Source organism: Brevundimonas sp. MYb52 (assembly GCF_002979535.1).
Lineage (GTDB): Bacteria > Pseudomonadota > Alphaproteobacteria > Caulobacterales > Caulobacteraceae > Brevundimonas.
This window is the reverse complement of record NZ_PCPB01000003.1, coordinates 29,769-48,046: the sequence shown is the minus strand read 5'-3', so window position 1 is coordinate 48,046 and position 18,278 is coordinate 29,769. Positions and strand designations below refer to the sequence as shown.

General features: G+C 66.9%; 19 protein-coding genes. 10 read left to right on the top strand and 9 right to left on the bottom strand.

Annotated elements, in window-relative coordinates:
• Positions 1-24: 24 nt before the first annotated feature.
• Positions 25-1,185 carry a P1 family peptidase gene (locus CQ039_RS05610; protein ID WP_105562942.1) on the bottom strand — a complete coding sequence of 387 codons (1,161 nt, stop codon included), beginning with the start codon at positions 1,183-1,185 and terminating at the stop codon, positions 25-27.
• Positions 1,186-1,269: 84 nt separating this feature from the next.
• Here CQ039_RS05610 and CQ039_RS05605 point away from each other — a divergent pair, with 84 nt between their 5' ends.
• Both CQ039_RS05605 and CQ039_RS05600 read left to right on the top strand, forming a co-directional pair.
• Positions 1,270-1,482 (top strand): DUF2093 domain-containing protein, encoded by a 213-nt coding sequence (locus CQ039_RS05605; protein ID WP_105562943.1) that lies wholly within the window; start codon positions 1,270-1,272, stop codon positions 1,480-1,482.
• Between the two features lie 59 nt (positions 1,483-1,541).
• A complete protein-coding gene (locus CQ039_RS05600; protein WP_105562944.1) occupies positions 1,542-2,039 on the top strand; it encodes a response regulator in 498 nt (165 codons plus the stop codon).
• On the opposite strand, the gene CQ039_RS05595 is transcribed toward CQ039_RS05600, so the two are convergent.
• Both CQ039_RS05595 and CQ039_RS05590 read right to left on the bottom strand, forming a co-directional pair.
• Positions 2,040-2,972 (bottom strand): lysophospholipid acyltransferase family protein, encoded by a 933-nt coding sequence (locus CQ039_RS05595; protein ID WP_105562945.1) that lies wholly within the window; start codon positions 2,970-2,972, stop codon positions 2,040-2,042. It lies immediately after the preceding gene.
• Positions 2,962-3,732, bottom strand: coding sequence for an SDR family NAD(P)-dependent oxidoreductase (locus CQ039_RS05590; protein ID WP_105562946.1), 771 nt, complete (start codon positions 3,730-3,732; stop codon positions 2,962-2,964). The genes CQ039_RS05595 and CQ039_RS05590 overlap by 11 nt, the downstream gene beginning before the upstream one ends.
• A gap of 111 nt (positions 3,733-3,843) precedes the next feature.
• Between CQ039_RS05590 and CQ039_RS05585 the strand changes: the two genes are divergently transcribed.
• Together CQ039_RS05585 and CQ039_RS05580 are read left to right on the top strand one after the other, a co-directional pair.
• Positions 3,844-5,112 carry an EAL domain-containing protein gene (locus CQ039_RS05585; protein ID WP_105562947.1) on the top strand — a complete coding sequence of 423 codons (1,269 nt, stop codon included), beginning with the start codon at positions 3,844-3,846 and terminating at the stop codon, positions 5,110-5,112.
• 209 nt (positions 5,113-5,321) lie between these two features.
• Positions 5,322-6,008, top strand: coding sequence for a 2OG-Fe(II) oxygenase (locus CQ039_RS05580; protein WP_105562948.1), 687 nt, complete (start codon positions 5,322-5,324; stop codon positions 6,006-6,008).
• A 189-nt stretch (positions 6,009-6,197) separates the two neighbouring features.
• On the opposite strand, the gene ileS is transcribed toward CQ039_RS05580, so the two are convergent.
• Entirely contained in the window at positions 6,198-9,125 is a 2,928-nt protein-coding gene (gene ileS, locus CQ039_RS05575) for an isoleucine--tRNA ligase (RefSeq protein WP_105562949.1), read from the bottom strand.
• A 245-nt stretch (positions 9,126-9,370) separates the two neighbouring features.
• On the opposite strand from ileS, the gene CQ039_RS05570 reads away from it, so the two are divergent.
• The 3 genes from CQ039_RS05570 (at position 9,371) to CQ039_RS05560 (ending at position 12,442) form a co-directional block, all read left to right on the top strand.
• The gene (locus tag CQ039_RS05570; RefSeq protein WP_105562950.1) at positions 9,371-9,922 is read left to right on the top strand and encodes a DUF3828 domain-containing protein; all 552 of its coding nucleotides are present in this window, start codon (positions 9,371-9,373) and stop codon (positions 9,920-9,922) included.
• 121 nt (positions 9,923-10,043) lie between these two features.
• Positions 10,044-11,249 carry a saccharopine dehydrogenase family protein gene (locus CQ039_RS05565; protein ID WP_105562951.1) on the top strand — a complete coding sequence of 402 codons (1,206 nt, stop codon included), beginning with the start codon at positions 10,044-10,046 and terminating at the stop codon, positions 11,247-11,249.
• A 20-nt stretch (positions 11,250-11,269) separates the two neighbouring features.
• Positions 11,270-12,442, top strand: coding sequence for a carboxynorspermidine decarboxylase (locus CQ039_RS05560; RefSeq protein ID WP_105562952.1), 1,173 nt, complete (start codon positions 11,270-11,272; stop codon positions 12,440-12,442).
• On the opposite strand, the gene CQ039_RS16520 is transcribed toward CQ039_RS05560, so the two are convergent.
• Genes CQ039_RS16520 through CQ039_RS05545 form a run of 4 tightly spaced genes read right to left on the bottom strand, consistent with a single transcriptional unit; the run spans position 12,399 to position 15,294 of the window.
• Positions 12,399-12,926: a hypothetical protein gene (locus CQ039_RS16520; protein WP_146112108.1), complete on the bottom strand. Its 528-nt coding sequence runs from the start codon at positions 12,924-12,926 to the stop codon at positions 12,399-12,401. The two genes, CQ039_RS05560 and CQ039_RS16520, sit on opposite strands and share 44 nt — an antisense overlap.
• Before the next feature lie 60 nt (positions 12,927-12,986).
• The gene (locus CQ039_RS05555) at positions 12,987-13,916 is read right to left on the bottom strand and encodes a bifunctional riboflavin kinase/FAD synthetase (RefSeq protein WP_105562953.1); all 930 of its coding nucleotides are present in this window, start codon (positions 13,914-13,916) and stop codon (positions 12,987-12,989) included.
• An 8-nt stretch (positions 13,917-13,924) separates the two neighbouring features.
• Positions 13,925-14,386, bottom strand: a complete 462-nt coding sequence (locus CQ039_RS05550) for a MaoC family dehydratase (RefSeq protein ID WP_105562954.1) — start codon at positions 14,384-14,386, stop codon at positions 13,925-13,927.
• Between the two features lie 38 nt (positions 14,387-14,424).
• The gene (locus CQ039_RS05545) at positions 14,425-15,294 is read right to left on the bottom strand and encodes a TIGR01459 family HAD-type hydrolase (protein WP_105562996.1); all 870 of its coding nucleotides are present in this window, start codon (positions 15,292-15,294) and stop codon (positions 14,425-14,427) included.
• Between the two features lie 122 nt (positions 15,295-15,416).
• Here CQ039_RS05545 and lspA point away from each other — a divergent pair, with 122 nt between their 5' ends.
• The 3 genes from lspA to CQ039_RS05530 all read left to right on the top strand — a co-directional run bounded on the left by lspA (position 15,417) and on the right by CQ039_RS05530 (position 17,124).
• Complete coding sequence (lspA, locus tag CQ039_RS05540; protein WP_105562955.1) at positions 15,417-15,944, top strand: signal peptidase II; 528 nt, start codon at positions 15,417-15,419, stop codon at positions 15,942-15,944.
• A 68-nt stretch (positions 15,945-16,012) separates the two neighbouring features.
• The gene (locus tag CQ039_RS05535) at positions 16,013-16,579 is read left to right on the top strand and encodes a DUF3035 domain-containing protein (RefSeq protein ID WP_105562956.1); all 567 of its coding nucleotides are present in this window, start codon (positions 16,013-16,015) and stop codon (positions 16,577-16,579) included.
• 95 nt (positions 16,580-16,674) lie between these two features.
• Positions 16,675-17,124, top strand: coding sequence for a PaaI family thioesterase (locus CQ039_RS05530; RefSeq protein ID WP_105562957.1), 450 nt, complete (start codon positions 16,675-16,677; stop codon positions 17,122-17,124).
• Positions 17,125-17,177: 53 nt separating this feature from the next.
• On the opposite strand, the gene ispH is transcribed toward CQ039_RS05530, so the two are convergent.
• Positions 17,178-18,149, bottom strand: a complete 972-nt coding sequence (ispH, locus tag CQ039_RS05525; protein WP_105562958.1) for a 4-hydroxy-3-methylbut-2-enyl diphosphate reductase — start codon at positions 18,147-18,149, stop codon at positions 17,178-17,180.
• Positions 18,150-18,278: the final 129 nt, after the last annotated feature.

Here is an 18,278-nt window from a genome sequence, read left to right as displayed (position 1 = left end):
CCCATGAAATGGGGGGAAAGTCTTTTAGCGCCCTGCCTGCAGCAGCCCCTTCACCGCCTCAACGTCCAGCGCCTCGACCGTCACCGGCCGGCCATCGACCACCGAGGTCGTGGTCTCGGCCTTCAGCAGAGAGTTGAGGATGGCCTCCTCGGTCGCCTCGGCCACGGCGACAAACAGGGGCGACATGCGGTCATTGGGCCAGTCGGCCACGGTTGTCGCGCCGCTGCGCCGCTCCGGCGTCCGCCGCACGTCCTCATTGGTGGCAAAAGCGATGGCGTAGTCGCCCGAGCCGTTGGAAAACGCCGCCCCCGTCCGCGCCAAACCGGCGAAGGCGCGCGCCGCCAGCCGCTCCAGATTGCGATCCGACAGGGGCGCGTCCGTGGCCACCACGATCATGATGGAGCCGTCGGCGCGCTCGGCCTCGATCTCCTGTCGCAGATAATAGCGGCCCAGCGGCACCCCGACGGGCGTGCCGTCCATGCTCAACACCCCGCCGAAGTTCGACTGGACCAAAACCCCCACGGTGAAGCCGCCAAGACTGGCGGGCAGCTGGCGCGAGCTGGAGCCGATCCCGCCCTTGAAGCCAAAAGCGATGGTGCCGGTCCCGGCCCCGATCGCGCCCTGCTCGACCGGGCCGCTGGTCGCCGTCTCTATGGCCCGCACGACGTCGGCGGCGCTGACCACCCGCGCCCGGATGTCGTTCAGCCCGCCGTCGTTGGTTTCGCCCACCACGGCGTTGACCGAACGGATGTCCTCGTGCCCCGGCTGCTTCAAGGTCCAGTCCAAAATTCCGTCGATCCCGCGCGCCACCGACAGGGTGTTGGTCAGGACAATGGGCGTCTCGATCTCGCCCAGCTCGCGGATCTGGGTGGCGCCCGCCAGCTTGCCGAAGCCGTTGGCGACCGACAGGCCCGCAGGAACCTTGTCGCGGAACAGGTCGCCGCCGTGCGGCAAGATCGCGGTCACCCCGGTCCGGACGCTGTCGCCCGAGTGCAGCGTCACCTGTCCCACCCGCACGCCCGCCACGTCGGTGATGGCGTTCAGCGGCCCCGGCACCAGGACGCCAGGCGCCCGACCCAGGTCGCGAATCGTCGGCCGCGCCTCGCCGGTTTGAGCGACGGCCGGCGAGATCGCCAACACCGTCGCAAGGAGGAAGGCGGGCAAGGCAAGGCGGGGGCGGATCATCGGCGGCTCCTGTCATCGACTTGTTTTCAAATGACAGCGATTCGCCTCTCGTCTCGCGCCGCAAGCCATGCCAATCATCGCGTCATGACGACGCCTGCTCCGCTTCCTGTTTCGCCCTCGCCGGCCACGCTGCACTACGGCGACGGCGAGTTCGCCGTCCTGCGCCCCGGCGCCTATGTGACCTGCGCGGTCAGCGGCGTGCCCATCCCGCTGGCGGCCCTGCGCTACTGGTCGGTGGAGCGACAGGAGGCCTACGCCAGCCCCCTGGAATTCATGACCGCCGCGCGCGACGCCTAGGCCCTTCCGGTCGCCATCCCGCCTCGCTTCATTCGGCCACCAGCTCGCGTCGTATCACCATGCCCGCCCTACAGTCGCTCGACATCCTGCTCGCCGACGACAACCCCAACATGCGCGCCATCATCTCGGCCATGCTGAAGTCCGTGGGCGTAGGCAGCGTGCGCGAGGTGGAAGACGGCGCCGCCGCCCTGAAGGCGCTGAGAATCCGTCCGGCTGACATGGCCATCGTCGATTTTCGGATGCTGCCGGTGGACGGCGTGACCTTCACCCAGATGATCCGCAAGGCCGAGGACAGCCCCAATCCCTATCTGCCGATCATCATGATGACCGGCCATTCCGAAAAGCGACACGTGACCGAGGCGCGCGACGCCGGCGTGACCGAGTTCGTGACCAAGCCGGTGAACGCCCCGGCCCTGCTGGCGCGCATCGAAGCTGTGATCATGCGGCCCCGCGCCTTTATCCGCGGCGGCGATTACTTCGGTCCGGAGCGACGCCGCACCCAGCGCGAACATTACGCCGGCCCGTTCCGCCGGGCCGACGACGCCGTGATCGACTAGCTAGGCCTCGGTCGCCCTCAGCGCCTCATAGACCTTGGGCGGCCAGCGCTTGTGGACCCAGAACCAGTCCACGGGATGTTCCTTGACCCGCTCTTCGACGAAGCGGTTGACCGCCTGGACTCCCGCGACGACGTCGGCGGCCTTGTCGCCCGTGTCCGGCACTTCGATGGGCTCATGGGCCGTGACGCGAAAGCGCACGCCCGGCAGGCGCTTCACCGACAGAGGCTGGATCACCGTGCCGAACTTCAGCGCCAGACGCGCGGCGCCCGGCGAGGCGTTGACCGGCTGGCCGAAGAACTCGACCTCCGGCCCCTGGCTGTATTTCTGATCGACCAGCAGGGCGATGGATTCGCCGCGCTTCATCCCCGCCATCAGTTCGCGCGTGCCGTCGCCCTTGGGCGCGAACAGCTTGATGCCGTAGCGCTCGCGGCTCTCGCGGATCAGGGCGTCGACATAGGGGTTGTTGGCGGCGCGATAGGTCACCTGGCAGGGCACGCCCGCCGCCATGATGACCGCCGCCATCACCTCGAAATTGGCCAGGTGGCCCGAGATCAGCACCACCGCCTTGCCGCTGTCGCGCACGGCGTGCAGCCGTTCCAGACCGACCATGTCGATACGGCCGCTTTCCGGCGTCAGGCGATCCATGACCGCCAGCTCGGCGAAGGTGCGGCCTGTCTGCTCCCACTGGTCGATAGCCAGACGGTCCCGCTCGACGGGGTCCATGTCCGGGAAGGCGATGCGCAGGTTGCGCGTCACCGTCTTGTGCGTGCCCGTCAGCGGCCCCAGCCAACGCAGCAGCTTGCCACCGAAACCGGAGGCGCCTTCGACGCCCAGCGCTCGCAGGAAGGCGAACAGCGCCTTGAACGCCGCCGCCTCCAGCCGCCAGTTCAGGTCTTGGAAAAAGCCGACCTTGTTTTCACGCTCACCAGGCAATCGTCAGTCCGCCGTCCACCACAAGGGTCTGCCCGGTCACATAGGCCGAGGCTGGGCTGCACAGATAGACCGCCGTGCCGGCGATTTCATCAGGCTGGCCGATCCTTTTCAGCGGAGCGGGCTCGGTGACGGTCTTCAGCAGCTCCGGGTTCTCCCACAGGTATTTGGCGAAGTCGGTCTGGACCAGGCCCGGAGCGATGCAGTTCACGCGCACGTTCGACGGCCCGTATTCGACCGCCAGATTGCGCGCCAGCTGCATGTCGGCGGCCTTGGAGATGTTGTAGGCGCCGATCAAGGCGTTCCCACGAAGTCCGCCGATCGAGGAGATGATCAGGATGGCCCCGTCCTTGCGCTCCAGCATCTGCGGCGCGACCATCTGGATCAGCCAGTGGTTGGAGATGACGTTGTTCTGCAGGATCTTTTCGAACTGGTCGTCGGCAATGCCCGCCATCGGTCCGGCATAGGGGTTAGTCGCGGCGTTGCAGACCAGGATGTCGATCTGGCCGAAGGCGGCGGTCGTCTCGTCCGCCAGACGTTGCAGGTCTTCCTTGGAGGCGATGTTGGCAGGGATGGCGATGGCGCGGCCCTCGCCTTGTTTGGCGTTGATCGCGGCGGCGACCTCTTCGCATGGCCCGGCCTTGCGCGAGGAGATGACGACGCGGGCGCCGTGCTCGGCCAGACGTTCGGCTATGGCCTTGCCTATGCCCTTGGAGGAGCCGGTAATGACCGCGACCTTGCCGCTCAGATCGAACAATTCCATGCGTTAACCTCCCTTTGGGCTGGTTTTCTGCGCCCCAACCCTAGCCGTTATCTCTAGTTAGACCGATACTCGGCCGATTCCATAAGGGAAAGGCGGCTCGACACCGGCCCCATGCGCAAGATCACCGGCGGTTTTCTGTTCTTCGGCTACCTGTTCCTGTCCCTGACCATCGGGGCGGCGATCTGGCGCGCCGGTATGGGCGCAGGCGCGGGCGCCGCCGGGGTGCTGGGCGCCCTGGGCGTTTTGGTCGGTCTGCATGCCGTGATCGCCGGGATTCTGGATCGCCGGGCCCTGCGCAAGGAGATCGCCAAGGTCCGTGAGGCGCACCGCCTGCTGGCCGACGCGATGGAGTCGACGCAAGGTGCCCTGACCGAGCTGGCCGAGGCCATCGAGAGCGGCGCCCTGTCCAAGACCGAGGCCCTGACCGGCGAAGTGCGGATGCTGGAGGGCCTGATCCAGCAGATGAGCGATTCGATCGACGATCGCCTGTCGTCCTCGCCGATCACCGCCGACACCTATGAGGGCCGTCGTCAGGTCCAGTCGAACACCCTGCTGAAGACCGTCCACGACGCCCTGACGGAAAACCGCATCGACCTCTATCTGCAGCCGGTCGTGACCCTGCCGCAGCGCCGGACCGTCTTCTACGAGAGCTTCACCCGCCTGCGTGACCCGTCGAACCGGGTCATGATGCCGGCCGAATACCTGTCGGTGGCCGAAGGCGAGGGCCTGCTGCCGGCCATCGACAACCTGCTGCTGTTCCGCTGCGCCCAGATCGTGCGCCGTCTGGCGCGTCAGGACCGCAAGGTCGGGGTCTTCTGCAATATCTCGCTGGCCTCGCTGGGCGACGAGACCTTCTTCCCGCAGTTCCTCGACTTCCTCAGCCAGAACCGCGACCTGAAGGACGCCCTGATCTTCGAGCTGGGTCAGGCCACGTTCGAGGCGCGCGGCGCGTCCGAGGCCCGCAACATGGCCAAGCTGGCCGATCTGGGCTTCCGCTTCTCCATCGACAAGGTGCAGACGCTGGACCTGGACTTCGCCGACCTGCAACGCTCGGACGTGCGCTTCATCAAGGTGGCGGCCGACCTGCTGATCGAACAACTGCTGGATCTGGACGGCGCCACGCCCCTGCCGACCCAGCCGGACATCCAGGCCGCCGACTTCGCCCCCCTGACCCGTCGCTATGGCCTCGAACTGATCGCGGAGAAGGTCGAGAGCGAGAAGCAGGTCGTCGATATCCTGGAACTGGACGTCGGCATGGGCCAGGGCCACCTGTTCGGCGAGCCGCGCGCCATCAAGGAAGCCGTCCTGGCCGAAACCGACCCGCCCACCGAGTTCGTCCGCTCCACGCTGAAATCCGCCGAGCAACGCCGCCGGTTCTGATCCTTCTTTCCTCCCCACACGTGGGGAGGGGGACCGCGTAGCGGTGGAGGGGGCGACGCCGCGATCTACCCTTTGCATCCACAAACAACCGTTCCGCCGCCCCCTCCGTCACGGACGCTGCGCGTCCGCGCCACCTCCCCATGAAATGGGGAGGAAAGAAGAGCCGAAAGCCGCCAGACAAGCCGCTTCGGTCAGCGTCTATAGCGCCCATGACCGACACCCTCGACTGGCCCCGCATCGCTCATGACCTGAACGCCCAGGGCTGGGCCGTGGCCGGGCCCCTGCTGACGCCCGCCACCTGCGGCGCCCTGCAAGCCCTCTATGACCAGCCAGAGCGGTTCCGCAGCCGCATCGTCATGCAGCGCCACGGCTTCGGGCAGGGCGAGTATCAGTATTTCGACAATCCCCTGCCCGATCCCCTGCCGCGGCTGCGGGCGCGGCTCTATGAAGGCCTGGCGCCCCTCGCCAACGGCTGGGCGGCGCGGCTGGATCGGCCAAGCTTTCCGGACCGCCTCGATGAACTGACGGCCCAATGCCAAGCGGCGGGCCAGACGCGACCGACCTCGCTGATGCTGCGTTACGGCCCCGGCGACTACAACCGGCTGCATCAGGATCTCTATGGCGATCTGGTCTTCCCGCTGCAGGCGGCGATCCTGTTCAGCGATCCGGCGGATTTCGAGGGCGGCGAGTTCGTTCTGGTCGAGCAGAAGCCGCGTTCGCAGTCACAGGTCCATGTCGTGCCGCTGAAACAGGGCGAGGCCGTGATCTTCGCCGTGCGCGAACGTCCCGTCGCCGGAACGCGCGGCGACTACCGCGTGCAGATGCGCCATGGGGTCAGCACCGTGCGATCGGGTCGGCGCATGACGCTGGGGCTGATCTTTCATGATGCCGCGTAAAGCCCTTCTCCCCTTGTGGGAGAAGGTGGCGGGCGAAGCCTGACGGATGACGGGTCGCGCCGCGCTCTGGCCTCGCGCCTTCATCCGCCGTCGCAAAACCCCTCATCCGAGCCCTTCGGGCCCACCTTCTCCCGCAAGGGGAGAAGGAAGAAAAAAGGCTCCTCCGCCGAAGCGGAGGGGCCTGATCCCTTAAGCCTTCTGCGCGTCCAGCCAGCGGACGGCGTCGGCGTCGCGGGCCGACAGGTCGGGGAAGCCGGCGTCAGAGCCGACGTCCGGCACCCGGCGCCAGGAACGGGCGCACTTGGGATAGTCGGCCAGCCTGACCTCGACGGCGACGGCGTCGCCGCCGACCACCAGCTCGGCGCCCGAGGTGCGGAACACCTCGGCGGCGTCCAGACCCTCGAACGGGGCCAGCAGTTCAGCCGGGGCCGTGACCACCGGCCAGGCGTCGAGCGCGCCGCCGATCAGCTTGTCGCGACGCGCCGCTTCCAGGGCCTCGTTGACCACTTCCAGCACCGTGTTGACCCCGGCCCAACGCTCGGCCTCAGCCGAGTTGCGCCATTGGCCGGGCGTTTCCGGGATCACCCGCGCGCAGTTGGTGCCGGCGTCCGGGAAGCGCGTCGTCCAGGCCTCGTCCACGGTGAAGGGCGTCAGCGGGGCCAGCCAGGCGGTCAGGCGGCTGAAGACCTCGTCCATCACCGTGCGGACGGCGCGGCGGCGGACGCTGTCAGGACGGTCGCAATAGAGGCTGTCCTTGCGCACGTCGAAATAGAGGGCCGACAGGTCGCCCGAGCAGAACTCCAGCACCGGCCGGATCACGTCCTGGAAGCGGTATTCCTCATAGGCCTGACGCACCTGGCCATCCAGTTCCCACAGACGGTGCAGGATGAACTGCTCCAGCGGCGGCATCTGGTCGTAGGGCAGGCGCTCGGCCTCGTCGAAGCCGTTCAGCGCGCCCAGCAGGTAGCGGACCGTGTTGCGCAGCTTGCGATAGGCGTCGACCGTGGTCTGCAGGATCTGCTTGCCGATGCGCTGGTCGTCCGAATAGTCGACCAGGGCCACCCACAGGCGCAGGATGTCGGCGCCCGATTCCTTGATGATGGTGAGGGGGTCGGTGGTGTTGCCCCGCGACTTCGACATCTTCTCCCCGTTCTCGTCCAGGGTGAAGCCGTGGGTCAGGACGGCCTTGAACGGGGCGCGGCCGCGCGTGCCGCAGCCTTCCAGCAGCGACGACTGGAACCAGCCGCGGTGCTGGTCCGAGCCTTCCAGATAGAGGTCGGCGGGCCAGTGCGACGGGCGGTCGCCGCTGTAGCCATGCTCGGCCGTGCGCGGGTCCAGCGTGAAGGCGTGGGTCGAGCCGCTGTCGAACCAGACGTCGAGGATGTCGGTGACCTTCTCGAACCGCTCGGGGTCGTGCGCGCCCAGGAAGTCAGCGTCAGGCGCCGAGAACCAGACGTCGGCGCCGCCATCGGCCACGGCCTTGACGATGCGGGCGTCGACCTCGGGATCGTGCAGGGGCTGGCCCGTCTGCTTGTCGACGAACATGGCTAGGGGCGTGCCCCAGGCGCGCTGACGGCTGATCAGCCAGTCGGGGCGGCCCTCGACCATGGAGCGGATGCGGTTCTTGCCCGCCGCCGGGTGGAAGGCGGTGGCGTCGATGGCGTTCAGCGCCCGGTCGCGCAGGGTGTTGTCGTCGTCCAGCGCCTCGTCCATGCGGATGAACCACTGGGGCGTGTTGCGGAAGATGATCGGGGCCTTCGAGCGCCAGGAGTGCGGATAGGAGTGCTCCATCCGGCCGCGCGCCAGCAGATTGCCCGCCTCGATCAGCTTGTCCATCACCGCGCCGTTGGCGGGACCGAATTTGCCGGTCTTCTTGCCCTCAGTCTCCAGCACCTTGAGGCCGGCGAACAGGGGGACGTGGTCGTAATAGGCGCCGTCGGGATCGACCGTGTCCGGCACTTCGCGGTGGCCGTGGGCCAGCCAGACGGCGAAGTCGTCCGCGCCGTGGCCCGGCGCGGTGTGGACGAAGCCGGTGCCGGCGTCGTCGGTGACGTGGTCGCCCGCCAGCAGGGGCACGGAGAAGCCATAGCCGCTGTCCAGCGCCGCCAACGGGTGGGCGCATTCCAGACCGGACGGGTTGATGGCGTCGACGCGGGTGAAGCCGCTGATCTTGGCCGCCTTGAACACATCCTCAGCCAGCTTGTCGGCGATGATGAAGCGGTCGCCCGGCTTGGCCCAGGGCTCGTAGTCCAGGCCTTCTTCCAGGGCCGTGACCTCATAGAGGCCATAGGCGATCTCGGGACCGTAGCTGATGGCGCGGTTGGCCGGGATGGTCCAGGGCGTGGTGGTCCAGATCACCACCGAGGGCGTCGCCGCACGGAACGACAGCAGGTCGTCCGGGTGGCTGTCGGTCGCGCCGACCACCGGGAACTTGACCCAGATCGTGGGCGAGACGTGGTCGTGATACTCGACTTCCGCGTCGGCCAGGGCCGTGCGCTCGACCGGCGACCACATCACCGGCTTGGAGCCGCGATACAACTGGCCCGAGTTCTTGAACTTGTGGAACTCGGCGACGATGGCTGCCTCGGAACCGAAGTCCATGGTGGCGTAGCGGTTGGCGAAATCGCCCGTGATGCCCAGGCGCAGGAACTGGTCGCGCTGCAGGTCGATGTATTTACCGGCGTATTCGCGGCAGGCGGTGCGGAACTCTTCCTTCGAGACCTCATCCTTGCGGCGGCCCTTGGCGCGGAACTGTTCCTCGATCTTCCACTCGATCGGCAGACCGTGGCAGTCCCAGCCGGGGACGTAGTCGACGTCATAGCCCAGCAGGAAGCGCGAACGGACCACGAAGTCCTTCAGCGTCTTGTTCAGGGCGTGGCCGATGTGGATGTCGCCGTTGGCGTAGGGCGGGCCGTCGTGCAGCACATAGAGCGGCGCCTTCTGGGCCTGACGCGTGGCGCGTAGGTGGCCATAGAGGTCGCCCCACTGGGCCAGGATTTCCGGCTCCTTCTTGGGCAGTCCTCCGCGCATCGGGAACGGCGTCTCGGGCAGGAAGACGGTGTCGCGATAATCGCGGCCCGATGCGTCAGAGGCGGTGTCGTTGGTGGCGTCGGCCATGGGGTAATCTTTGTCTTTTGCGCAGGCGCCGAGGAGGCGGCGCGGACGCAGTCTAGCGTGAAGGCCGTCGAACGGCATCGGCGATATTCGATCCCGACGTGCGCGGGGCTGTTCGCCCTGGCGCTACGCCGGGCGGCTAATCGAAATCGGACGGATCACGCGAACGGTCATGGTTGAAACCGTCTAGCAGACCGGGCGGCGCCTGCGCCATAGTTGAAGCGAACACAGGGACGGGAGACGAGCAGATGCGCATTCAGGCGATGACAGCGGCGGCGGTGCTGGTTCTGACAGCGGCGGCCTGTTCTCCCGCCGAGGAGAAGGCCCCTGCGCCCGTCGAGGCCCCCCTGTCGGGACGCGCCGCCATCTATGCGGCCGGCGAACAGAACGCCGAGGCCTTTGTGCGCGCCCTCTACGCCAACGCCGCCGCGCCTCTGGCCAATGATCCGGCCGCGGCCAGCATCACGCCGGGCCGCGATCCGCTCTATACCCGCACCCTGAACGCCCTGGTCGGCGCCGACTTCCACGCGGCCAAGGGCGAGGTCCCCTATCTGAACTATGATCCGATCTGCGCCTGTCAGGACGCCGACGGCTTCGCCCTGACCGCGCTGAAGATGACGCCCGACGGCGACAGGGCGGCCTCGGCCGAGGTGACCTTCACCAACCACGGCCAGACCCAGCGCCAAACCTTGAAGCTGGCCAAGGAAGGTCCCATGTGGCGCATCGCCGACGTCATCGACGGCCAGGGCCAGTCCCTGCACGACGCCCTGATGGCCATCGCCGAGAAGGCCGAGGGCTGACCCCCGCAACCCCTGCGACACGCGACCGTTAGCGATCCTGTCATCATCGTGTTAAGAGCCCCGCCCTTTATAGCGGCGGCGGTGTCGCCAAAGCAGTTTCAGACTTCAGGAGAAGCCACACATGAGCAGGGTGCTGGTTATCGGTGCAGGCGGCGTCAGCTCCGTCGCGGTCCACAAGATGGCGATGAATGCCGACATCTTCTCGCATATCACCTTGGCGAGCCGCACCAAGTCCAAGTGCGACGCCATCGCTGAATCCGTGAAGTCGCGCTTTGGCGTGACCATCGACACGGCGGCCATCGACGCCGACGATGTCGCCGCGACCACGGCCCTGATCCAGTCGGTCAAGCCGGCCCTGGTGGTCAACCTGGCCCTGCCCTATCAGGACCTGGCCATCATGGACGCCTGCCTGGCCGCTGGCGTCAACTACCTCGACACGGCCAACTACGAGCCGCGCGACGAGGCCAAGTTCGAATACAAGTGGCAGTGGGCCTATCAGGAGCGCTTCAAGGAAGCCGGCCTGATGGCGCTGCTCGGCTCGGGCTTCGACCCCGGCGTGACCTCGGTCTTCGCCACCTATACCAAGAAGCACCTGCTGGACCGGATCGACACGCTCGACATCCTGGACTGCAACGGCGGCGACACGGGCCTGCCCTTCGCCACCAACTTCAACCCGGAAATCAACCTGCGCGAAGTGACCGCCAACTCGCGTCACTGGGAAAACGGCCAGTGGGTCGAGGGCCCGGCCCTGACGCAGAAGCAGGCCTTCGACTTCGAGGGCGTGGGTCAGAAGAACATGTACCTCATGTACCATGAGGAACTGGAGTCGCTGGCCAAGTTCTACCCGGAAATCAAACGCATCCGCTTCTGGATGACCTTCGGCGACAGCTACCTGAAGCACCTCGAAGTGCTGGAAAACATCGGCATGACCTCGATCGAGCCGATGCAGTTCCAGGGCCGCGAGATCATCCCGATCGAGTTCCTGAAGGCCCTGCTGCCGGAACCCTCGTCGCTGGGTCCGATCACCAAGGGCAAGACGAACATCGGCACCATCGCCACCGGCGAAAAGGACGGCGTCGCCAAGACCTTCTACGTCAAGAACATCTGCGACCACGAAGCCGCCTATGCCGAAACCGGCAACCAGGCCGTCAGCTACACCACGGGCGTTCCGGCCATGATCGGCGCGGCCATGATGCTGACCGGCACGTGGAAGGGCGACGGCGTCTTCAACATGGAGCAGCTGGACCCCGATCCCTTCATGGACATGCTGAACAAGCATGGCCTGCCGTGGACCGTGGAAGAGCTGGACGCTCCTCTCGCTTTCTAAGACCTGAGTAAAAAGACGACATGGAAACCAAGGCCGGCGATCCCGGAGCCTTTGCTCACTTTGATCTGAACCGCGTCGCCTCGCCCGCCTTCGTGGTGGACGAGGTCGCGGTGCGGCGCAATCTGGCCGTGCTCAAGGACGTGCGCGACCGGGGCAATGCCCGGGTCCTGCTGGCGCTCAAGGCCTTTTCCATGTGGTCGCTGGCGGACGTCGTCGGGGAATACCTCGACGGCGTCTGCGCCTCCGGTCTGTGGGAGGCGCGGCTGGCGCGTGAGTTTTACAAGGGCGAACTGACCACCTATTCGCCCGCCTACAAGGCCGAGGATCTGCCCGAGATTCTGCGGCTGTCCGACCACGTCATCTTCAACTCGCCCGATCAGGTGGCGCGCTTTTCCGACCTGATCGCCGCCGCGCGGGCTGAAGGCGAGACCTTCGAGATCGGCCTGCGGCTGAACCCCGAACATTCCGAGGGCGAGGTCGCCAAATACGATCCGGCCCAGCCCTGCTCGCGCCTGGGCTTCCCGGTGTCGCAACTGAAGCCGGAACATATGCAGGGCGTCGACGGCCTGCATATCCACGCCCTGTGCGAACAGGATTTCGAGCCCCTGGCCCGCATCTGGGCGGCGGTGGAGCCGAAGCTCGCGCCCCTGCTGGGCGGGGTCAAATGGCTGAACCTGGGCGGCGGCCACCACGTCACCCGCGCCGACTATCAGACCGACGCTCTGGTCGCCTTCCTGAATGCGCTGGCCGAGCGCCACGGCGTGCAGGTCTATCTGGAGCCGGGCGAGGCCGTGGCCCTGGACGCCGGCATCCTGATCGGCGAGGTGCTGGACGTCTTCGACAACGGGATGCCCATCGCCATCACCGATATCTCGGCCACCTGCCATATGCCGGACGTGATCGAGGCCCCCTACCGCCCCGCCATGCTGGCCGAGCCCGAAGACGGCGTCACCGTGCGCCTTGGCGGCCCGTCCTGCCTGGCCGGCGACATCATCGGCGACTACGTCTTTGCTGAACGCCCGACGCCCGGAACGCGCCTCGCCTTCCTGGATCAGGCCCACTATTCGATGGTGAAGACCAACACCTTCAACGGCGTCCCCCTGCCCGCCATCGCCCTATGGAACAGCGCCACGGACGAGCTGAAGATGATCAGAGAGTTCGACTGGACGGAGTTCCGCGACCGGCTGTCTTAGCCTGCTGAGCGACCTCGGCTTCTATCGCGCGGATTTGTGCAGTCAGCTTCGCTGCCGCAATCGGATCTTCGGCAGGGAGATGGATGATGAGAGGCCCTCGCTGCGGATGATCGGGCGCCCAAGGTGCGGACTGGGCATAGCCGACCTCGCACGGGCGGCAGCTTTTCTTGTCGATCCGCACGGCTGAGGCGTGGTTCAGCCACCCGGGGCCAGACGGAGCAGTCTGCTGCACCAAAACCACCGAGCCCTGATCGAATACCTCAAATCCACGGTCAGGTGTGAATGGATGGTGGCGCGCATGAGACGAATCCGAAGCAGCCATGACGGCCCTCGCCGTCGCTATGTAGTCACATCGCTGAACCGCAGGCCCCGTGCATCCCGGCGCGGCATGGTCTGCACCAACCAGCAAGGTCAGCCCGCCGATCACGGCGAAAATCGAGAAAAAGCCAAACCCAACTGGGTCGAGATTGCCCGGATTCAACATGGAGCCGCTCCAAACGCCGTTCCACGAAATCAGCAATCTGCATGAGAGTCGAGCGGTGCTTCAGCCCAACACGGCCCGCGCCTTGGCCGCATCCGCCTCGATCTGAACCTTCAGCTCATCCAGGCCGTCGAACTTCATCTCGCCGCGCAGGAAGGCGACCAGTTCGGTTTCCAGGGTCTGGCCGTAGAGGCTCTCGTTGAAGTCCAGCAGCCAGACTTCCAGCAGGGGTTGTTCGATTTCGAACATGGGGCGGACGCCCAGGTTGGCGACGCCCTTTATGACCCGCCCGTCCGGCAGGCGGGTGCGGGTGGCGTAAACCCCGTAGGCCGGGCGCATATAGTCGCCCATGGCCACGTTGGCGGTGGGCACGCCGATGGTGCGGCCGCGCTTGTCGCCGTGGATCACCTCGCCCTGGATGGCGAAGGGCCGGCCCAGGATGGCGGCGGCGCGGTCCATGTCTCCGGCCTTCAGCGCTTCGCGCACCGCGCTGGACGACAGCTTCAGCCCCGAGGCGTCGTCGATGCGGTCGGTGACCGAGACGGTGAAGCCCAGGGTCTCGCCATAGGTGCGCAGCAGGGCGGGCGAGCCGGAACGGCCCTTGCCGAAGGTGAAGTCAAAACCGACGGCGGCGTGGGCTATGCCCAGACCTTCCGACAGGACGCGACGGGCGAACTCTTCGTCCGTCATGCCCGCCATCTCGCGGTCGAAGGGGATCAGATAGAGGCGGTCGACGCCGAGCGGCGCCAAGGCGCGGGCCATCTGATCCGCCGTCATCAGGCGAAACGGCGCGGCCTCGGGCTGGAACAGGCGCCGGGGGTGGGGGTCGAAGCTGACGACGGCCAGGGGCGCGCCCAGACGCTGGGCCGCCTCGCGGGCCGAGGCGATGACCGCCTGATGGCCGCGATGCACCCCGTCAAAGGCGCCGACGGCCACCGCCGCCCCGCGCTGCGAGGCCGGCAGGTCGCGCCAGCCGCGGATGACCTCGACCATGCCTGAACTCAGCGAGCCGAGGGCTTGCGACGGCGCGGCACGCGCACGACGGCGACGCCGTCCATGATCAGCTTGTCGCCGACAAAGCCTTCGCAGCGCAGTTCAGCGCGGGCGCTGTCGGTTTCCATCTCGATCACGGTGATGACGATGCGAACCGAGTCGCCGATACGGACCGGGAAGTGGAAGGCCAGAGTCTGCGAAATATAGATGGACCCGGCGCCCGGCAGGATGGTGCCGACCACCGCAGAACCGAAGGCGGCGCTCAGCAGACCGTGGGCGATGCGGCCACGATAGGCGGTCTTGGAGGCGAACTCTTCGTCCAGGTGCACCGGATTGAAGTCGTCCGACGCCTCGGCGAACAGGCGAATCCGGTCCTCGGTGACGTGGACGGTCTTCTCTGCGGCCATGCCGACGTGGAGTTCGTCGAGGATGTAACCGCCCGACGGGTGCTGTGTGACGTATTCGACCATGTGCGGGCTTTAAGCCAGGTGCGACGAAATGGCGAGCCTCACCACGCCAGTTCCAGCGCGGCGTAGCGTGCAAAGGTCGTCTCGGCCCGGAGCAAATCGGCCGCGCGCGCCGGGTCCAGGGTCCCGTCCGCCCCCTTGGCCGCATCGCCGTGGATGCCCTGGGCGATGAACAGGCAGTCCAGCGCCTGCTCTGCGGCGCCCAGAACGTCGGTGATGACGCCGTCGCCGATGCACAGGACGCGCGAGCGATCGACAGGACGGCCCATCAGGCCTTGCGCCTCACGCAGGGCCAGTTCGTAGATCGGGCCGAAGGGCTTACCCGCCATGACCACGCGCCCGCCCATTTCCTCGTACAGATCAGCGATGGCGCCGCCGCAGTAGATGATGCTGTCGCCCTTCTGCACGATGCGGTCGGGGTTGGCGCAGATCAGCTCCAGATCGCGCTCGACGGCGGGGATCAGGCGCTGGCGGTAGTCTTCGGGCGTCTCGGTGGCGTCGTCGAACAGGCCGGTGACCGACAGGAAGGCGGCGTCCGAGGCGTCATGGGCGCTGGTCAGATTCAGGCCTTCATAAAGAACGAAGTCGCGGTCGGGGCCGATGATCCAGGCCGGACCGGGGGCGCGACGGGCCAACTCGGCGCGGGTCGCGTCGCCCGAGGTGACGAAGGCCTTCCAGGCGTCGCGCGGCACGCCCAGCGCATCCAGTTGCGCCACCACGTCCGACGAGGGGCGCGGCGAGTTGGAGATCAGGATGACATGACCGCCCTTTTCATTGAACTTCGTCAGGGCCTCGCAGGCCACGGGCCAGCTCTCGCGCCCGTTGTGGATCACGCCCCAGACGTCGCATAGCAGGATGTCGTAATCGTCCGCGACGGCGGACAGGCGGGGCAGGGCGTGAGGCAGGGTCATGGGCTGGTTATAGCCCTCAAGGCGCAGGGGGGAAGGCCGCAACCGCCCCTCTCCGTCATTGGGCGGCGCCATACGCTTTCCCTCTTCGCCCTCGCCTCGCTTCCTGCTAACCGGCTTGAGACATGAAAATCTCTCGCCTCGCCTACACCGCCTACGGCATCGCTCTCGTCGTCATCGTGCTGGACCAGCTGACCAAGGCCTGGGTTCTGGGCGCCATCGACGCGGCGCATATCTCGCAGATCCCCGACGGCTATCGCATCGCCGAGGTCGCGCCGCCCCTGTTCAACCTGACCTATGTGCTGAACACAGGCGTCAGCTTCGGCCTGTTCGGCGGCGGTTCGGGCCGCTGGATTCTGAGCGGCTTCTCGGTGCTTGTGGCGGCTGCCCTCGCCGTCTGGGCCACGCGTTCGGACCGCAAGCTGATGACCGCCGCCATCGGTCTGGTCATGGGCGGCGCTCTGGGCAATGTCTTCGACCGCATCCGCTTCGGCGGGGTCGTGGACTTCCTCGACTTCTCGGGCTCTGGTCTGTTTCCGTGGATTTTCAACATCGCTGACGCGGGCATCACGGTCGGCGTCGTCCTGCTGATCCTCGACAGCTTCCTGTCCGAACGCCGCTCCACAGTTGGCGCGGCCAACGAAAAGTCGTAATCACCCCCTCTTCGTTATCGTCCCGAGCCAGCGCCGTTGGGCGCGCCTCCCGGAGCCGAGCTGACCTTATGCGTATCCGTAGCGCCTTCACCGTGACCCTTCTGGCCACCACCGCCCTTGGCCTGACCGCCTGTGGCGGCCTGAAACAGAGCATCGGTATGACCAAGGTCGTGCCCGACGAGTTCGTCACCGTCGCCAGCGCCCCGCTGGCCGTGCCGCCTGAATACGGCCTGACCCCGCCGTCGCCGGGCCAGCCGCGCCCGCAGGAACTGGCCCCCGAAAGCGCCGCCCGTCAGATTCTGCTGGGTCAACGCCAGGCCGTGACCCGCACTGGCGGCGAACAGGCCCTGGTCGCCCAGGCAGGCGCCGACCGCGCCGACCCCCTGGCCCGCTATGTCGTGGACGACGAGTTCGGCGATCTGGCTCACAAGGAAGAAAGCTGGGCCAACCGCGTCATGTTCTGGCGCAAGAACGACCCGGCCACCCAGACGCCGACCGTCAGCCAGAGCGCCGACGGCGCCCGCACCATCGACGCCAGCACCGAGCACGCCCGCCTGCAGGCCCTGACCGGCGGTCGCGAGGGCATCTCGATCACGCCTCGTCAGGATCGCGGCTTCAAGCTTCCGGGCCTCTAAAGCTTTACGGGCGTCATCGCCTGGGATTTCAGGGCGCGTCTGGTCTCGCGACCGGCGCGTCCTTTTCTTTGCGCCCAACCTCGGGGAACCCCTGCATGTCCGACAAGATCGATCTCGCCGCCCTGTCCGGGCTGGACCAGTTGCGCCTGATGCTGGACGGGCGCATGCGCCCCGCCCCTATCGCCGAGACGGTCGGGTTTCGCCTGACCGAGCTGACCGAGGGCCGCGTCGCCTTCGAGGGCGAGCCGACCCTGGCTGTCTATAATCCGATCGGATCGGTGCACGGCGGCTGGATGGCGACCCTGCTCGATTCGGCCTGCGGCTGCGTGGTGCATTCTGTGCTGAAGCCGGGTCAGGCCTATACGACGCTGGAACTGAAGACCGTCTTCCACAGGGCGCTGAAGGCGGGGACGCCTGTGCGCGCCGAGGGCCGCATCATTCAGGCCGGACGTCGCGCCGCCTTCTCCGAGGCCGACCTGCGCGGTCTGGACGGAACGCTCTACGCCACCGCCACCTCGACCTGCCTGGTGATGGAGCGGGCCTAGAGCGAAATCGGTTCGAATTCCCCGCATTCGAGCTCAGATATTTGCTCCAGCATCTAAGCCGTCAGGACCCGGGGCAGCTTGAACGAAACGGTTTCGCGCGCCCCGTCGTCCTCAGTCACGATCGCATCAAATCGGGCGCGAATGGCGTCGATCAGGGCCTCGATCAGGGGTTCCGGCGCCGAAGCTCCGGCGGTGACGCCGACCGTGGTCACGCCGTCGAACCACGTCCAGTCCACGTCGCTGGCGTCATCGACCAGGCGGGCGTCGCTCGCCCCGGCCTTGAGCGCCACATCGACCAGGCGGGCCGAGTTGGACGAGTTCTTTGACCCGACCACCAGCACCAGTTGGCAGCCCTCGCCCAGACGTTTGACCGCCTCTTGCCGGTTGGTGGTGGCGTAGCAGATGTCTTCCTTGTGCGGGTCCGGCAGTTCCGGGAAGCGCCGCTTCAACGCGGCCAGGATGTCGGCGGTGTCGTCCACGGACAGCGTCGTCTGGGTGGCGTAGGCCAAGGGCTGATCGCCCGGCCGCTGGAACGCTTCGGCGTCCGCCACCGTCTCCACCAGACTGATCGAACCCGGCGGCAGTTGGCCCATGGTGCCCACGACCTCGGGGTGGCCAGCGTGGCCGATCAGAACAATGTGCCGCCCCGCCGCATGATGGCGTTCAGCCTCGACATGAACCTTGGACACCAGGGGGCAGGTGGCGTCGAGAAACAGCATCTCGCGCGATCGCGCCGTGGCCGGCACCGACTTGGGCACGCCGTGGGCCGAAAAGACCACCGGCCGGTCGTCCGGGCATTCGTCCAACTCCTTGACGAAGACGGCCCCCATGCCCTTCAGCCGCTCGACGACGTGGCGGTTGTGGACGATCTCGTGACGCACATAGACGGGGGCGCCGAACTTCTCGATGGCGCGCTCGACGATCTGAATGGCGCGATCCACCCCGGCGCAGAATCCGCGCGGCGTGGCCAAGCGCACGTTCAGGGGACGGCGGTCAAAACTGGAGGGCGATAGAGGCGCGTTCATGGGCGGAACCTAGTCGCTCGCGCGCCTTGCCGCCACTGGCTGCGTGGTCGCGTTTGCCGCGCCTCGCTTTAGCCGCTATCACCACCGAGCGTGGTCTGGTCGGACGTCCGATCGTTCCGCGCCCCCTTC

Excerpts from the sequence above, each read along its gene's own strand:
- CQ039_RS05550 (WP_105562954.1), bottom strand. The coding sequence starts at position 14,386 with ATGGTCGAATACGTCACACAGCACCCGTCGGGCGGTTACATCCTCGAC.
- CQ039_RS05600 (WP_105562944.1), top strand. The coding sequence starts at position 1,542 with ATGCCCGCCCTACAGTCGCTCGACATCCTGCTCGCCGACGACAACCCC.
- lspA (WP_105562955.1), top strand. The coding sequence starts at position 15,417 with ATGAAAATCTCTCGCCTCGCCTACACCGCCTACGGCATCGCTCTCGTC.
- CQ039_RS05565 (WP_105562951.1), top strand. The coding sequence starts at position 10,044 with ATGAGCAGGGTGCTGGTTATCGGTGCAGGCGGCGTCAGCTCCGTCGCG.
- CQ039_RS05580 (WP_105562948.1), top strand. The coding sequence starts at position 5,322 with ATGACCGACACCCTCGACTGGCCCCGCATCGCTCATGACCTGAACGCC.
- ispH (WP_105562958.1), bottom strand. The coding sequence starts at position 18,149 with ATGAACGCGCCTCTATCGCCCTCCAGTTTTGACCGCCGTCCCCTGAAC.
- CQ039_RS05610 (WP_105562942.1), bottom strand. The coding sequence starts at position 1,185 with ATGATCCGCCCCCGCCTTGCCTTGCCCGCCTTCCTCCTTGCGACGGTG.
- CQ039_RS05555 (WP_105562953.1), bottom strand. The coding sequence starts at position 13,916 with ATGGTCGAGGTCATCCGCGGCTGGCGCGACCTGCCGGCCTCGCAGCGC.
- CQ039_RS05530 (WP_105562957.1), top strand. The coding sequence starts at position 16,675 with ATGTCCGACAAGATCGATCTCGCCGCCCTGTCCGGGCTGGACCAGTTG.
- ileS (WP_105562949.1), bottom strand. The coding sequence starts at position 9,125 with ATGGCCGACGCCACCAACGACACCGCCTCTGACGCATCGGGCCGCGAT.
- CQ039_RS05560 (WP_105562952.1), top strand. The coding sequence starts at position 11,270 with ATGGAAACCAAGGCCGGCGATCCCGGAGCCTTTGCTCACTTTGATCTG.
- CQ039_RS05590 (WP_105562946.1), bottom strand. The coding sequence starts at position 3,732 with ATGGAATTGTTCGATCTGAGCGGCAAGGTCGCGGTCATTACCGGCTCC.
- CQ039_RS05535 (WP_105562956.1), top strand. The coding sequence starts at position 16,013 with ATGCGTATCCGTAGCGCCTTCACCGTGACCCTTCTGGCCACCACCGCC.
- CQ039_RS16520 (WP_146112108.1), bottom strand. The coding sequence starts at position 12,926 with ATGTTGAATCCGGGCAATCTCGACCCAGTTGGGTTTGGCTTTTTCTCG.
- CQ039_RS05570 (WP_105562950.1), top strand. The coding sequence starts at position 9,371 with ATGCGCATTCAGGCGATGACAGCGGCGGCGGTGCTGGTTCTGACAGCG.
- CQ039_RS05585 (WP_105562947.1), top strand. The coding sequence starts at position 3,844 with ATGCGCAAGATCACCGGCGGTTTTCTGTTCTTCGGCTACCTGTTCCTG.
- CQ039_RS05545 (WP_105562996.1), bottom strand. The coding sequence starts at position 15,294 with ATGACCCTGCCTCACGCCCTGCCCCGCCTGTCCGCCGTCGCGGACGAT.
- CQ039_RS05605 (WP_105562943.1), top strand. The coding sequence starts at position 1,270 with ATGACGACGCCTGCTCCGCTTCCTGTTTCGCCCTCGCCGGCCACGCTG.